Source organism: Nonomuraea sp. NPDC050451 (assembly GCF_044458585.1).
This window is the reverse complement of sequence record NZ_JBITHZ010000057.1, coordinates 1-14,588: the sequence shown is the minus strand read 5'-3', so window position 1 is coordinate 14,588 and position 14,588 is coordinate 1. Positions and strand designations below refer to the sequence as shown.

General features: G+C 70.1%; 12 protein-coding genes and 1 pseudogene. 6 read left to right on the top strand and 7 right to left on the bottom strand.

Annotated elements, in window-relative coordinates; genetic code table 11:
* Nucleotides 1-82: 82 nt before the first annotated feature.
* Nucleotides 83-571: a cupin domain-containing protein gene (locus ACIBI9_RS63170; RefSeq protein WP_397237975.1), complete on the bottom strand. Its 489-nt coding sequence runs from the start codon at nt 569-571 to the stop codon at nt 83-85.
* A 214-nt stretch (nt 572-785) separates the two neighbouring features.
* Between ACIBI9_RS63170 and ACIBI9_RS63165 the strand changes: the two genes are divergently transcribed.
* The 4 genes from ACIBI9_RS63165 (at nt 786) to ACIBI9_RS63150 (ending at nt 4,289) form a co-directional block, all read left to right on the top strand.
* Nucleotides 786-1,271, top strand: a complete 486-nt coding sequence (locus ACIBI9_RS63165) for a carboxymuconolactone decarboxylase family protein (protein WP_397237973.1) — start codon at nt 786-788, stop codon at nt 1,269-1,271.
* A 78-nt stretch (nt 1,272-1,349) separates the two neighbouring features.
* Complete coding sequence (locus ACIBI9_RS63160) at nt 1,350-2,294, top strand: RNA polymerase sigma-70 factor (RefSeq protein ID WP_397237971.1); 945 nt, start codon at nt 1,350-1,352, stop codon at nt 2,292-2,294.
* Nucleotides 2,295-2,384: 90 nt separating this feature from the next.
* A complete protein-coding gene (locus ACIBI9_RS63155; RefSeq protein WP_397237969.1) occupies nt 2,385-3,575 on the top strand; it encodes an NAD(P)/FAD-dependent oxidoreductase in 1,191 nt (396 codons plus the stop codon).
* A 243-nt stretch (nt 3,576-3,818) separates the two neighbouring features.
* Nucleotides 3,819-4,289 (top strand): peroxiredoxin, encoded by a 471-nt coding sequence (locus ACIBI9_RS63150; protein WP_397238055.1) that lies wholly within the window; start codon nt 3,819-3,821, stop codon nt 4,287-4,289.
* A gap of 6 nt (nt 4,290-4,295) precedes the next feature.
* On the opposite strand, the gene ACIBI9_RS63145 is transcribed toward ACIBI9_RS63150, so the two are convergent.
* The 5 genes from ACIBI9_RS63145 to ACIBI9_RS63125 form a co-directional block, all read right to left on the bottom strand.
* A complete protein-coding gene (locus ACIBI9_RS63145; protein WP_397237967.1) occupies nt 4,296-6,083 on the bottom strand; it encodes an FtsX-like permease family protein in 1,788 nt (595 codons plus the stop codon).
* A 5-nt stretch (nt 6,084-6,088) separates the two neighbouring features.
* Nucleotides 6,089-6,823 carry an ABC transporter ATP-binding protein gene (locus ACIBI9_RS63140; RefSeq protein WP_397237965.1) on the bottom strand — a complete coding sequence of 245 codons (735 nt, stop codon included), beginning with the start codon at nt 6,821-6,823 and terminating at the stop codon, nt 6,089-6,091.
* On the bottom strand, nt 6,808-7,341 hold the full coding sequence (locus ACIBI9_RS63135; RefSeq protein ID WP_397237963.1) for a PadR family transcriptional regulator: 534 nt from the start codon (nt 7,339-7,341) through the stop codon (nt 6,808-6,810). Before ACIBI9_RS63135 ends, ACIBI9_RS63140 begins: the two co-directional genes overlap by 16 nt.
* Nucleotides 7,342-7,350: 9 nt before the next feature.
* A complete protein-coding gene (locus ACIBI9_RS63130) occupies nt 7,351-9,573 on the bottom strand; it encodes a transglycosylase domain-containing protein (protein WP_397237961.1) in 2,223 nt (740 codons plus the stop codon).
* Nucleotides 9,574-9,900: 327 nt separating this feature from the next.
* Complete coding sequence (locus ACIBI9_RS63125) at nt 9,901-10,605, bottom strand: NAD(P)-dependent oxidoreductase (RefSeq protein ID WP_397237959.1); 705 nt, start codon at nt 10,603-10,605, stop codon at nt 9,901-9,903.
* A 173-nt stretch (nt 10,606-10,778) separates the two neighbouring features.
* On the opposite strand from ACIBI9_RS63125, the gene ACIBI9_RS63120 reads away from it, so the two are divergent.
* A complete protein-coding gene (locus ACIBI9_RS63120; RefSeq protein WP_397237957.1) occupies nt 10,779-12,989 on the top strand; it encodes a WD40 repeat domain-containing protein in 2,211 nt (736 codons plus the stop codon).
* Between the two features lie 32 nt (nt 12,990-13,021).
* Here the strand turns inward: ACIBI9_RS63120 and ACIBI9_RS63115 are convergent.
* A pseudogene (locus tag ACIBI9_RS63115) lies at nt 13,022-13,410 on the bottom strand (YceI family protein).
* A 155-nt stretch (nt 13,411-13,565) separates the two neighbouring features.
* Between ACIBI9_RS63115 and sigJ the strand changes: the two are divergent.
* Nucleotides 13,566-14,486 carry an RNA polymerase sigma factor SigJ gene (gene sigJ, locus ACIBI9_RS63110; protein ID WP_397237955.1) on the top strand — a complete coding sequence of 307 codons (921 nt, stop codon included), beginning with the start codon at nt 13,566-13,568 and terminating at the stop codon, nt 14,484-14,486.
* The last annotated feature ends 102 nt before the right edge of the window (nt 14,487-14,588 follow it).

Sequence of the window (14,588 nt, the reverse complement as noted above, 5' to 3'; positions counted from 1 at the left end):
GCCCCGCCGGCCGTCATGCTCGACGGGCTCCAGCCATAGGGAGACGACCCCGACGCGGCCGCTCCTCCAGAACGTGTTCGAGTCAGACCATGTACTGGTCGTGGCGGCGATACAGGTCGGTCCACTCCTCCTCGCTGAGTTGCCGCCCACTCCCCACGATCTCGGCGAGCTCCTCGAAGTAGGCCTCGCGAGGAGCGCCAGGGGTGAACAGCACCAGCATCGTGGCCGGCCCGTCCGAGTTGCGGAACGCGTGAATCCCGCCTGGGGGGACATGGAGGAAGTCGCCTGTCGAGCCGCCGGCCCAGTTTTCCCCGTTGTAGAGGCTGACCGTGCCGCTCAGAACGAAGAAGGATTCGGAGAAGGTCTTGTGGAAGTGGGCCCCTCCCCCGGACGGCTCGGCACCCATCTCCCACCGGTAGAGCCCGTACTGGCCGCCCGTGCTCGCGCCGGTGGCCAGGTAGTGCACCCTCGTACGCCCGCCGATCACCAGGTCCGGCGCGGTGTCCGCAGTCTGGAACCTGCCGGTGATCTCTCCCTTGTCACCCAGGTAGAGAGGGTCCGGATATGACATCCCATTCCTCCTCGTCGATTGAGAACCCTATAGGCCTGTTGACCACGCCACGCGCACATGACGCCGGTCTCCGCCGCTTGGTGACACGCGCGCCCAGTGGCGCACGTCACATCAGCGAGCTGTCACAAGGACCGGGTCGCCGGCATCTCCATGCCGTCAGGACGCCGCGCGAACGATCCGCGCGGTGTGCAACTCCACAAGTGAGGACGAAGTCATGGAAGCCCGTATGATCCTGAACGCCAACGAGCTCGGCGTCAAACTCGGCAAGCGGTTCTACAACGTCAGCCTGGCCATCGAGCAGTCGACGCTGCCCAAGTCCACCCAGAACCTGGTGATGCTGCGTGCCAGCCAGATCAACGGCTGCGGCTTCTGCGTCGACTACCACTCCAAGGACGCCGCGGCCGCCGGGGAAACCGCGGTCCGGCTCAACCTGGTTGCCGCCTGGCGCGAGTCCAGCGTGTTCACCGAGGCCGAGCGGGCCGCGCTGGCGCTCGCCGAGGAGGGCACCCGGCTCGCCGACGCCCACCAAGGCGTGTCCGACGAGACCTGGGCCCAGGTGCGCAAGCACTACGACGAAGACCAGACCGCCGCGCTGGTCTACCTGGTCGCCGTGATCAACGCCGCCAACCGGCTCGGCGTCATCGTGCGTACCCAGGGAGGCTCCTACGAGCCCGGCATGTTCGCCGGCACGTCGAACTGATCGACGGGAGGGCCCCGGCCCAGGATCATTCGATCCGGGCCGGGGCCGATTGGCGCCGCGCGGGCTAAGATCGGCGCCATGCCCTTGACCATGGACGACGTCGACCGGTTCGAGGCGTCCAGGCCGCGCCTGGAGGCCATCGCCTACCGCCTCCTCGGCTCCGCCGCGGAGGCCGAGGACGCCGTGCAGGAGACGTTCCTGCGCTGGCAGGCCACCGACGTCGACCGCATCGAGGTCCACGAGGCCTGGCTGACGAAGGTCCTCACCAACCTGTGCCTCAACCAGCTCACCTCCGCGCGGGCCCGCCGCGAGACCTATGTGGGCCGATGGCTACCCGAGCCGCTGCTCGCCGGCGACCCGATGCTCGGCCCGGCCGACACCGCCGAGCAGCGCGAATCGGTCTCGTACGCGGTCCTCACCCTCATGGAGCGCCTCTCCCCCAACGAGCGGGCCGTGTACGTGCTGCGGGAGGCCTTCGACTACCCGCACCGGGAGATCGCCGAGATCCTCGACATCACCGAGGCCGCCAGCCAGCAGATCTTCCACCGCGCCAAGAAGCACGTCGCGGACGGCAGGGCCCGTACCGAGATCGACGCGGCCGCCGCCCGGCGGATCGTCGAGGAGTTCCTGGCGGCCGCCACCAGCGGCCAGACCGAGCCGCTCGTACGCCTGCTCACCCAGGACGCCACCTCCATCGGCGACGGCGGCGGGAAGGTCCCGGCACACGCCAAGGCGTTCGAGGGCGCCATCGCGGTCGCGAAGTTCCTGCGGGGCCTGTTCAAGCCCGCCGAGGCCAAGCGCGCCATCGTCGGCGGCTCGCCCGCGATATACGCCTGGACCGCCAACGGCGACCCCGCCGTCGTGGCCGTCGTGGACGGCCGGGTCGTCGCCATCATGTGCCTGGAGGTCACCGCCGAGGGCATCACCGCGCTCCGCAACCAGGTCAACCCCGACAAGCTCGAACGCGCGACCGCGCAATGGGCGGCCGCCGACCACGGCGAGCCCCTGTTCGACGGCCTCTGATCGATATGTGAGGTGCTTCACACCGCGTTCCTGTCAGGAAACGGCGGGCTGCCCGGTTCAAGGGGCAACCGCACAAGACAGGAGCAGGAAATGCAGCACCGCATCGTCGTCCTCGGAGCCGGATACACCGGAGCCGTCGCCGCCGGCCGCCTCGCCAAGCGGCTGCGCCGCGAAGACGTCGCCATCACCCTCGTCAACGCCGAGCCCGACTTCGTAGAGCGCGTCCGCATGCACCAGCTGGCCACCGGCCAGGACCTCAAGCCCCGGCCGTTCCGCGAGATGTTCGCCCGCACCGGCGTCGAGCTGCGGCTCGCGCAGGTCACCGGCGTCGACGTCGACCGCAAGACCGTCGCCGTCACCGACGCGAACGGCGCCGAAGAACTCCCCTACGACACGCTCGTCTACGCCCTCGGCAGCCGCTGGAACGCCCAAGGCGTCCCCGGGACCGCCGAGCACGCCTATGAGATCGCCAGCCGCCCCGGAGCACTCCGGCTGCGCGAGCGTCTGACCCACCTCGACGCCGGGCAGAGCGTGGTCGTCGTCGGCGGCGGCCTCACCGGGCTGGAGGCCGCGACCGAGATCGCCGAGGCCCGCCCGGACCTCGACGTCGCCCTCGCCGCCCGAGACGGCCTCGGCGACTGGCTCTCCCCCAAGGGTCGCGAGCACCTGCGCAAGGTCCTCGGCAAGCTCGGAATCACCGTGCACGAGCACGCCGCCGTCACCGCCGTCGAAGCCGACCGCGTCGCCACCGCCGACGGCGAGGCCATCCCGGCCGCGGTCACCGTGTGGACCGCCGGCTTCGCGGTCCACCCGATCGCGAAGGCGACCGCCCTGGAGGTCACCGGCAGCGGCCAGATCGTGGTCGACGGGACCATGCGCTCGGTCTCGCACCCGGACGTGTACGCCATCGGCGACGCGGCCATGGTGACGGGCCCCGGCGACAAACCGCTGCGGATGTCGTGCGCCTCGGGAACCCCGACCGCGTGGCAGGCCGCCGACGCGATCGCGGCGCGCCTGACCGGCGGAAAGCTCCCGAACGTGTCGATCCGCTACTTCAACCAGTGCATCTCGCTGGGCCGCAAGGAAGGCCTGATCCAGTACGTCACCGCCGACGACCGCGCCGTGCAGGCGGTCCTGACCGGCCGGCTCGCCGCCGTCTACAAGGAGCTGATCTGCAAGAGCGCCGCCTGGGGCGTCGCCAACCCGACGCTCGGACTGCCGACCCGGCGCCGCCGCGTCACACAGGAGCGGGCCCGCGGGGACGTCCTCCATTCGGCTTGACCTTACCCTCAAGGGCAAGGTTCAGCGTTCTTCGAGGTGAGACATGCGGATCAGTGAGCTGGCCCGCCGGGCGGTGCTGATCGCGCACCTGCGGGAGGCCGCCCACCGCAACAGCCGCGTCTCACCGGCCGACGAAGGAGAGGACCTGATGACTGACTACGCCAGCCTGCCCGCTGACCTGCCCGTCCCCGAGGACGACGGCGCGGCCGCTCATCTGCCGGGCATGAAGGTGCCGCGTCTGGAATTCCAGGGCACCGGCGGCGCGACGATCCGCCTCGACTCGCTCGGCGCGGGCCGGACGGTGATCTACATCTACCCGCTCACCGGCCGCCCGGGCACCGACCTGCCCGATGGCTGGGACTCGATCCCGGAGCGCGCGGCTGCACCCCCGAGGCATGCGCCTTCCGCGACCACTACCAGGACCTGCTCGCCGCCGGGGCGGCCGGCGTGTTCGGCCTGTCGAGCCAGGACACCGACTATCAGCGCGAGGTCGTCGAGCGGCTCCACCTGCCGTTCCAGATGCTCTCCGACCCTGCGCGGAGCCTGGGCCAAGCGCTCGACCTGCCCACGTTCGAGGCCGGCGGGCGGACGCTGTACAAACGGCTTACTTTGATCATCCGGGACGACGCGATCGAGCACGTCTTCTACCCGATCTTCCCGCCGAACGAGCACGCCGGCCAGGTCCTGACCTGGCTACGGGACAACCCTTCGTAGTGTCGGTCAGGCTGTTTCTGCGCTGAGGGTCTGTGCCACGGGCCGCCGGGCCGCCAGGCGTGCGGGCAGGGCGGTGAGTGCCGCTGTTGCCAGAAGGGCTGCGAGTGCGGCGGCGAGCATCCAGGAGACGGGCGGTGTGGTCGCGTTCGCGAGAGCGAACAGCGAGTACAGGCCGATGCCCAGGGGGACGCCGGCGAGGGCGCCGGGCAGGGCGGGCAGGAGCTGGGCGGTGGACAGGCCCGCGGAGATCTGCCCGGGGGTGGCGCCGAGGGTGCGGGCGATGGCCATGTTCGCCTGGGCCTCGATGGCGGTGGTCCAGGTGAAGGTGATGGTGTTCACGACGGCGAGTGCGATCAGCAGGATGGTGACGGCGAGCATCAGTTGGCGGTCGTGTTCGCCTCGCAGGTTGGGCAGGGCGGAGGAGCCGTTCAGGCCGTAGCCTCTCTCCGGCTGGGCGTAGAGGGTCAGCAGGGCGATGATCGTGATCACTGTGGTGGCGGTGGAGCATGCCTGCAGCACGGCGCGGCCCGGCCTGCGGGCGGTCAGGCGCAGCCCGAGCAGCAGCGGGGTGGGCAGCAGCGCGGACAGCGCGGTCAGCCAGGGTCGGTGACGGGGCTGGTGGGCGGTGGCGGACAAGGCCGTGACGGTCGCGGTGCGCAGGGCCCGCAGTGTGGGGCGCAGGGTGGACAGCGCCGCCACCGCGACGGCGAGGACGGTCGTCGCGGCGATGGTGGCGCCGGTCGGCCCGGCCGCCTCGCCGATCCGGCTGGCGGTGGGGCTGGCGATGGCGGGCTCGGCCAGGCGGGCGAGCGCCAGCCCGAGTGCGTCGGCCAGCAGCGCCAGCGCCAGGTATTCGGTGAGCAGGACGGCGGCGATCAGGCCGGGGGTGGCGCCGACCGCCTTGAGCAGTCCGGCCCGGCGCGTCTGCTCGACGGCGCGTCCGGCGGCCAGCGCCGCCACTCCCGTGATGGCCAGGAAACTGAGTAGCCAGCTGCCGACGACCAGGATCGGCTGGCTGACCCTGAGGATGGCCATGTCCCGCTGGGCTCTGAACTGCCAGGAGTGGAAGGTGACTCTTACGGTGGAGAGGTGGTGCGCGTCGATGAAGGCCTCGGTGGCGGCGGGGTCGCGCAGCTTCAGATCCACGGCCAAGGTCACCGGGAGATCGTGGGACGAGGCCAGCGTCCGGGCATCGGATCGGGTCATCCAGGCCAGGCCGCTGTAGTCGCTGGGGCCGCCGCCCGGGCCGATCTGCGCCGCCCCGGGGTAGATGGAGGTGGCCGCGGTGACAGCGGTCCCGACCACGGGGAACGACCGGCCGGCGATGGTGACGCGGTCGCCGACGCCGACGCCCAGCGCGGTGGCGAAGCCCCGTTCGAGGACCGTGCCGCCGGAGCGTACCCAATGGCCCGAGGTCACCAGCGGCCGGTTGACCGCGCCGGGTGTCTCGGCGAAGCCGTGCACCACTACGTTGGAGGTGGCGTCACCTGCGGTGAGGTTGGCGTAGACGACGCGATAGGGGCCATGGTGGGCGACCACGTCGGGAGCGTCCGCCAGCGAGGCCAGGGCCGAGGTCACGGCGGGGCCCGTCTCGCCGGACAGTGCCACCACGTCCGGCCCGGCGGTGGCCACGCGGGTCTGCTCATACAGCGCGTCGCTCACGCCGGGCAAGGACAGACCCAACGCCAGGGTGGCGGTCGCCGCGGTCACCGCCAGCACCAGCATCGCCGCCTGAACCTGATGCCGGCGCACATCGGCCAGGACCAGGCGGACGACGAGCACGATACGTCCCACGCCGTTCAGCCCTCCAACCCGATCAGGTCGCCCAGCCGCCCCGTGCCGGTCCCGGCCAGCCGGGTATCGTCGACGAACATGCCATCACGCATCGAGACCAACCGGTCCGCGGTGGCCGCCACCCGCTCGTCATGCGTGACGATCACGAGAGTCTGGCCCGCCGAACGCAGCTCCTCGAAGATCCTCAGCACCTCGAGGGTCGCCGCGGTGTCGAGATTGCCCGTCGGCTCATCGGCCAGCACGAGCAGCGGGTCGTTGGCCAGCGCCCGAGCGACGGCCACCCGCTGACGCTGCCCGCCCGACAGCTGCGAAGGCAGATGCCGCGCACGGTCGGAAAGGCCGACCCGTTCCAGCAGCAGGCCCGCACGCCGCCTGGCCTCGCGCCGCGAACGCCCAGCCAGCAGCACCGGCAACTCCACGTTCTCGGCCGCCGACAACTCCTCCACCAGATGGAAAGCCTGAAAGACGAACCCCACCGACCGGCGCCGCAGCCGCGCCAGAGCCCGCTCACTCAGCACGTCGATACGCCGCCCGGCCAGCCACACCTGCCCACCAGTGGGCCGCTCCAGGCCCCCCAGCAGGTGCAACAGAGTCGATTTCCCGCAGCCACTGGGCCCCATCACCGCCAGCATCTGCCCCTGCGGCACCTCCAGGTCGACCTCATCGACCGCGCGAACCCGGCTCTGCCCCTGACCATGATGCTTGACCAGGCCACGGGTCTGGATCACGGCGTTCTCCACGTACTCCCCCCTTCAGACCAGGCCACGTCACAGGCCGCCAGCCAGCGCAGGTCCGCCTGCAGCCGCAACACGACCCCTTCCAGCAACAGAGCGGCGCCCGAACCCGCCGGCTCGGCCAGCACCGCCTGCTGCGCCTCACGCAACCGGCGCAGCAACTCACGACGCTGCGCCGCCACCAGCTCCACCGGGTCGGCCAGCCGGCCCGCGGCGGCCGCGACAAGCTTGAGATGAAACTCCGCCAGATCCGGCTTCGGCCAGCCCACCTCGGCCAGCCAGGCGGCCACCCGCCGCTGCCCGGCCGGCGTCAGCGCATACACCTTGCGCTCCGGCCGCTCAGGCAGGCCATCGGCCCGCTCACCGACCACCAGCCCCGCCTTTTCCAGCCGGGCCAACGTCACATAGATCTGACCACGATTCATCGACTCACCCAGCGGCCCGAGACTCCGCCGCAGCCGGGCGTGCAGGTGGTACCCGTGCGACGGCTCCTTGGCGAGCATCGCCAGCACTGCGTCCTGCACTCCACTCTCCTAACGCCGAAACCCTGTGGTGACGTCGTCCGTGGTCTCGTCTTCACCGTTGTCGAACGGGTCGTCGCCGACGTCGTCGTCGGCGGACGGGTCCTCTGCTGGCGGGTCCTCGGTGGACGGGTCCTGGGTCGGCTTGGGTGTCGGCTTCTGGACCAGGTCGTGCTGCTGGCCGCCGAAGGTGGGCGCCGGGAACTGCTCGACCGGCTTGCCGTCCATCGCGATCGTCATGAATTCGCGCCAGACCTTGGTGGGCGTTCCGGCGCCCTGGATGTTGCCCAGGGAGACCTCCTTGGGCAACGGGAAGCCGTTGGCGTCCTTCAAGACCTTCTTGGTCTTCGGGTCGGTCTGCGGGATCTCCTTGTACATCCCGACGGCCGCGGAGAGCTGCGGGGTGTATCCGACGAACCAGGCTTCCTTGTTCTCGTTGTTGGTGCCGGTCTTGCCGGCGATCGGCCGCCCGCCGGGCAGCGAGGTGCCCTCGGCGGTGCCGTTCTTGACCACCTGCTGCATCGCGTACGTGGCGTCGGCGGCGCTGTCCGGGCTGATGACCGTTTTGGGCACGCCGACCTCCTCCATGACGGTCATCCCCTTGAACGTCTTGACCGAGACGACCACGTGCGCGTCGTGGTGGACGCCGCCGTTGGCGAAGATGCCGTACCCGGCGGCCTGCTCGACCGGGGTGACCAGGCCGGCGCCGATGGACATGCCGTACGCGTGGTCCTTGACGGCGTCCGCCAGGTTCTTCTTGTTGATCCCGGCACCCTCGGCGATCCTCTCGACCTTCTTCAGGCCGACCTCCTGCGCCATCGTGGCGAACGCCGTGTTCACCGACTCGGCGGTGGCCCGGTCGATCTCCACGGCCGCGCCCATGTTGTGCGAGTTGCCGATCGGCTTGGTGCCCGGCAGCGTGACCGGGCCGTTGCCGGACACGTAGCTCTTGAGGCTGTAGCCGTTCTCGAGCCAGGCGGCCAGCACGTACGGCTTGAACGCCGACGCGGCCTGCTTGTAGGCGTCGAAGGCGTTGTTGGTGAAGCTCTTCAGGTAGTCGCGGCCGCTGTAGAACGCGATCACCCGGCCGTTGCGCGGGTCCACGGCGGCCATGTTCGCGCGGATGTGCTTGTCATTAAGGGCGGCGAGGTTGCTCTCCACCGCCTTCTTCGCGGCCTGCATGAGCTTCTTGTCGAACGTCGACGTGACCCGGAAACCGTCGCTGCGCAGCTTCTCGCGGGAAATCCCCCGCTGCTCCAGCTCGCGCTGCACGATGTCGACCATGTAGCCGTTGATGCCCTTGAGAGTCTCTTTCTTGTCCAGCTTGGCGAGCTTGGGGAACTTCGCCGTCTTGGGCAGCTGCCCGTACTTCGCCGGGTCGACGATCGCCATGCCGCCGATGACGTAGGCGAACCGCTCCCGGGTCGGCGCCCAGTTCTTCTTCGCCTCCGCCCTGTCGAAGGCGTCCGGGTTCTGGATCCGGCCCGCCAGGTAGGCACCCTCGGCGGGGGTCAGCTTGTCGACGTCCTTGTCGAAGAACGCCTGGGCGGCGGCCTGGATGCCGTCCGCGCCGCGGCCGAAATAGATGGTGTTGAGGTAGTTGGCAAGGATCTCGTCCTTCGACATCTCCTTGCTGGCGCGGATGGAGACGAAGATCTCCTTGACCTTCCGCTGGATCGTCCGCTCCTGGCTGAGGCCGTCGTAGTAGGCCCGCGCCATCTCCTGCGTGATCGTCGAGCCGCCCTGGACCTGCTGGCCGGTCACCGTGCTCCACGCCGCCCGCATGATGCCGGACACCGAGAAGCCCGGGTCGGTGCGGAACGTGCGGTTCTCGGCGGCGATGAAGGCGTCCTGGACATGCCGTGGGATCTTGGTGATCGGGACGATCTCACGCTTGGTGCCGAGCCGGGCGATCTCGGTCTTGCCGTCCCGGTAGTAGATGATGCTGCCCTGCTCGACGGCCTGCTGCTGAGTCGCCAGAGGGAGCGGAGTGTTGGCGTACGCGACCATGATCATGCCGAAGAGGCCCGCCGCCAGCACCGTGAAGGCGAGGACCACGACCTTCCAGCTGGGGATGAACCGCTTCCAGCCGGTCCGGCGCGGGCGGCCGCCGTCCTCGTCCGGCCGTCCACCCTGTCCCCCGGGACCGTCGTCACCCGGACCGCCGGGGCCGCCTTGCCCCTGGCCGCCGGATCTCCGTAACCTGTCACGGCCTGGCTGCGGGCGCTGGACCATCGCCTGGGCGCCGTCGGAGGCTCCGGTGCGGCGCCGCCTGCGCGGACTTTCCCCGGCACCGCTCCGGTCCGACTCGCCACTCTGCCGCGGCCGAGCATTTGGCAGCAATCCATCCCCCTAACGGTTAGCCAATAGATAGCGGTTACCCTAAGGGGTGTCAAAGCGCTACGCCTGGCGATCTGCTGGACTGAACGCCCACCGGTCAGGTATGGCCGTCGTAGCCGTTCCAGCCGGCGCTCTGCATCGGCTCTTTCCAGGTGGGCCAGGACTGCCCGGTCACCTGGCGGGAACGGCAGGTCCTCGCGTCCTCCCTGCTGTGGGTCGCGATCAAGCGCTGCCGTTGCCGATGCGGAGCGCTTCCTTCAGGAAGACACGGTAGACGCTCGGCGTGCCCTCGGTGGTGATGACCTCGATGATGGAGCGGACGTTGCGATCCTCGACGGCCTCGCGGATGAGCGCGTCGGCCAGGTCGCGGCGCGAGGTGAACCGGCCGACCATCTGCGGCGCGCCGACGGTGTAGCCGGTGACCGCGTCGCCGTCGAACAGGCCGGAGGGGCGGATGACGGTCCAGTCGAGGTCGGTTCGGGACACGAGCTCTTCCATGCGGGCGGCGTCCTCGTACAGCGGGCGCCCCATTCTGAGGAGCATGGGCACGATCACCTTGCGGTAGACGAGGGTCTCGCCGGGCGGGGGTTTCATCGGCACGCCGGTCGAGGTCACGCAGACCAGGCGCCGGACGCCGTGCGCGGCCATGGCCGCGACGATGTTCTCGGCGGACCGGGAGAACGGGGTGGGAACCTCGGAGCCGTACGGGACGCCGAGCGTCGAGATCACCGCCTCGTGCCCGGCCACCACCCGGTCCACCGCCTCGGGGTCCAAGGCGTCCGCCTTCGCGACGTCCAGCGCGGGATCGCTGAGGGGGAACGCCTCCGGGTGCCGGGTGACCGCGGTGACGGTGTGGCCCTCGGCGAGCGCCTGGGCGGTGGCGAGCCGCCCTGTCGGGCCGTTGGCCCCGAAGATCACGAGCTTCACAGGCTGTCCTCTCATAGTCGTTTTACGCATCCTATATTCATTATAAGTAGCGTAAAACGCCGCCGTATCGGTGACCGACGGGTGAGCACAGGATCCTGGCTGGAGCCACCCACAAGCGGGTGCGTCGAGGTAACCACGCCAGCGGTCGCCGATGTCCGTTAATGTCTGGCGGCGTGATCATTCCTGGCAAGCTCCCCGCGGATCCCGGCACGGCACTGGAGGTACTGGGTGCCGTCGACTGGTCCAGGTTCATGCCCGATCGCGACCTGCCGCCGCTTCGCGACGCGCTGACTGCGTTGGAACGGGCGCACGGCATCACCGAGGCGCACCGCTACGCGACCGCGAAGATCAAGGCGTACGGCGCCGTGCTCCGCCATGCCGACACGCACCGGGCCAACGTGCTGACGCACGCGCTCAGCCCCTGCGGCCGGTACCTGGCAGCCGGGAGCGCGGTCGGCGAGAAGTTCGACGACGGCGGCGTGCTGCAGATCTGGGAGGTCGCCACCGGCCGCTGCGTCAACGTCATAGACGGGATTCCGGGCGGCGTGGGCTGGGAGAGCGATCGGCACATGATCCAGTGGTCGGCTGACGCCTCCCGGGTCGCGGTGGTGCATGAGAAGTCGATGGTGGGGGTCTGGGAATCGTTCGGCGACCCGGAGGAGTCGGCGGGCGAGCCGATCGCCCAGGTGAACGTGAGCGATTCTCGACCGTGCTTCGCCTTCGCGCCCGACGGCGAGCGCGTGATGATGTGGGGCGGGTGGTACCGGGATGAGCAGCGGGGCCGGCTCGTCTCACTGGATGACGCCGAAGATGCCGAGGACGTCGAGGACCTGGTGCCGGTCGAGTCGCTGTCCGAGCAGATGCTCGCCGTGCTCGACGGGGAGCCGCTCTGCCTCGATTGGTCCGCGTGGTCGAAGGACGGCGAGCACGTCTACGGATACGCGTCGTCCGGCTGGTCATGCTCCATCGACGTCGCCGCGCGCAGGGTCGTCTGGCTGAGGCAAACCCACGATCTCGACGGCCCGCCGCCGGCCTGGAGCCCGGACGAACGGCACCTGGCCCACCAGCGGGACGGTCAGCTGATGATCAGCGACGCGGTGACCGGGGAGCCGGTGGCGGTGCACGCCTGCCCGAGTGCCGAGCTGCTGTCCTGGGGCCCGGCCGGACGGCTGGCGGTCGTGGTGCTCGACGACGGCGTGAGCATCGTCAAGGCGAACGGCGAGCGCCACTACGATCTGGATCTGGCGCTCAGCCCGACCGGGTACGACACGCCCGACCTCACCGCCTGGGCATGGTCGCCGGACGGCGGCCGCGCCGCCTGCCTGACCGACGAGGGCCGGGTCGAGATCTGGGATCTGGGTGAACGCCCCGAGCGACTGCGGGTGGTCGAGGTGCCGCAGGACGTGGACGGGGTGCTGTGGGGCGCGGACGACGTGCTCGTCATCGTCACCTCGCACGACGAGGGCAGCGGGACGATCCCGGGGCTGCGGTTCGTCAGGGCCGAGACCGGTGAGGTGGTCGGCGCGTTCCAGTTCCTGCGGCAGCCGCCCGGGGCGAATCCGCTGGCCGAGGACGATGTGGACTTCGAGCCCCATCCCGCATTCGCGCTGGACGCGCGTACCTGGGGAGTCGCGTTCGAGCCCGGACTGGTGATCGCCCCTCCCGGCCGGGAACGCGACCTCGACGCGCTGCTCACCTGGTCGGTGGAGGGCCGCTTCGCCTGGCCGGTGCGCTGGGGCGGCCTGGAGATCTTTCCGAACGCCGCCGCGGCCGCGGACGGAGCCACCCCTCCCCTCGACGAACTGGTCGAATCCTTCCGGGGCAGCACCCCGCGCCCGGCCGACCCGCCCGCGTGGCCGCCACCCGACACCGCGACCTTCGAGGACCTGCTCCGCCTCGCCGGCGAGGTGGTCGAGCGGGTGAGGGCGAGCGACCCCGAGGGCGTGCACGTCCCCGGGCTGTCACGCGAGATCGCGATCCTGTACGCGTGGCGGAACGAGGCGGACCGGGCGCGACGGTTCGTCGAACTCTGCCCCGACCGTCTCCGACCCCAGGTCGCCCCGCAGATCGAGCGGATCCTGAGAAAGGCCGGACGGCGGGACGCGGCCCCTCCGGCGCCGGAGCCGCCGACCCCGCAGGAGATCGCCGCTCTTGCCGAGGCCCACGAGAGGTTCCTGCGGACGCCCCGCGGTCGACGCTCGGGCGCGAACGCCGAACTCGTCCGGCAGGCCGCCCACGCGCGCCACATCTCCGCCGTCCTCGATCTGCTGAAGCAGGCGCCGCTGGAGACCTACCTCGGCCTCGGCTCGTACGACAGGCACTACCTGACGCTGTGCGCCCTGCGCATCGTGGCCACCGGCTCCGACAAGGAGATCCAGCGGTGAGAACGCCTCGGTGATGGCGCGACGAGCCCTTGTCAGGACCGGCGGATCGCGGCGACGTCGAACTCCAGCATCACCGTCGGGCTGACCATGATCGTGGTCGCGGCGTTCCAGTTCACGCCCCAGTCGTTGCGGTTGACCGTGAGGCCGCCCCGGAAGCGAACCCCATAGTCGTCCTCGACGCCCGTCAGCTCGACGTCCACGGTCACCAACTTGCTCACGCCGCGGATGGTCAGGGCACCGGTGACCCCGAAGCCGGTACACGTGCAGAACGTGCGGCGCAGGTAGTCGTCACGCTGCGCATTGTTGGTCTGGATGCTTCTGCCCTGATGGTGAGCCGGACGCGGGACTTCGACGGGTCGTCGCCGTCCAGGTACGCGCCGCCCTCGAACTCGCCGAACTCCCCGCGCACTCTGGTGGCCATCGTGTGCCGGGCGACGAACCCGATTCGCGTGCGGGCGGTGTCGAGGTACGACGACAAGGCGCCGTGGAATGTCAGGCGAGGCGCCGACCTGACATTTCACGGCAGTGTCTCGTCGTAGTGGTGAGAGCGGTTGAGACAAGGAAAGACGGCACATCATGACCACCCGATCCGAGCCAGGAGACGACCGGCTCGATCCGAGCCTGAGCGCGATCATGAGCGAGCGGCGTCAGCTGATCAATCTCGCCTACCGGCTGCTCGGCTCCCTGGCCGACGCCGAGGACGTCGTGCAAGAGACCTACACCCGCTGGTACGCCATGACCCGGCAGCAGCAGGCGGACATCGAGAGCCCCGGCGCCTGGCTGACCAAGGTCGCCGGCCGCATCTGCCTGGACCTGCTCGGCTCGGCCCGGGTCCGCCGCGAAAGCTACGTGGGCGAATGGGTTCCGGAGCCGCTGCCCGATCGTACGGAGTGGATCAGCGCGCGGCCGGGCGACCCCGCCGACCGGATCACCCTCGACGAGTCCGTCACCATGGCGTTCCTCGTCGTGCTCGAAGCGATGACCCCGGCCGAGCGCGTCGCGTTCGTCCTGCATGACGTCTTCCGCTACTCCTTCGCCGAGGTGGCCGAGGTCGTCGGCCGTACCCCGGCGGCCTGCCGCCAGCTCGCCTCCTCGGCCCGCCGCCGCATCCGCGAGTCGCAGAAGTCCGTGACGCCGGAGCCCCGGCAGGCCGACATCGTCAGGGACTTCAAGCGGGCCTGGGAGATCAAGGACATCGACGCCCTCATCGGCCTGCTCGCCCCCGACGCCAGGGGGATCGCCGACGGCGGCGGCCTGGTCAGCGCCATGCTTCGCCCGATGGAGGGCGGCGAGCTGATCGCGCGCTACCTGGTCGAGATCGCCGACCTGGCACCCGACCTCGTGATCCTGGAGCGCACGGTCAACGGTCAGCCCGGCCTGGTGGGCCAGCAGGACGGCGAGACGGTGGCGGTGATGGCGTTCGAGGTCGAAGGCGATCGGATCAAGCACCTGTGGGCCGTACGCAATCCCAACAAACTGCGGCCGTGGACGGCCTGACACGCGGCCAGGGCCGATGCGTTCTCATGTTGTGAGCCCGAGTAGCTGCAGTCCGTCGGTGGGGTGGCTGCGGTAGTGGTCGGTGGCGGCTGCGATGTTGGT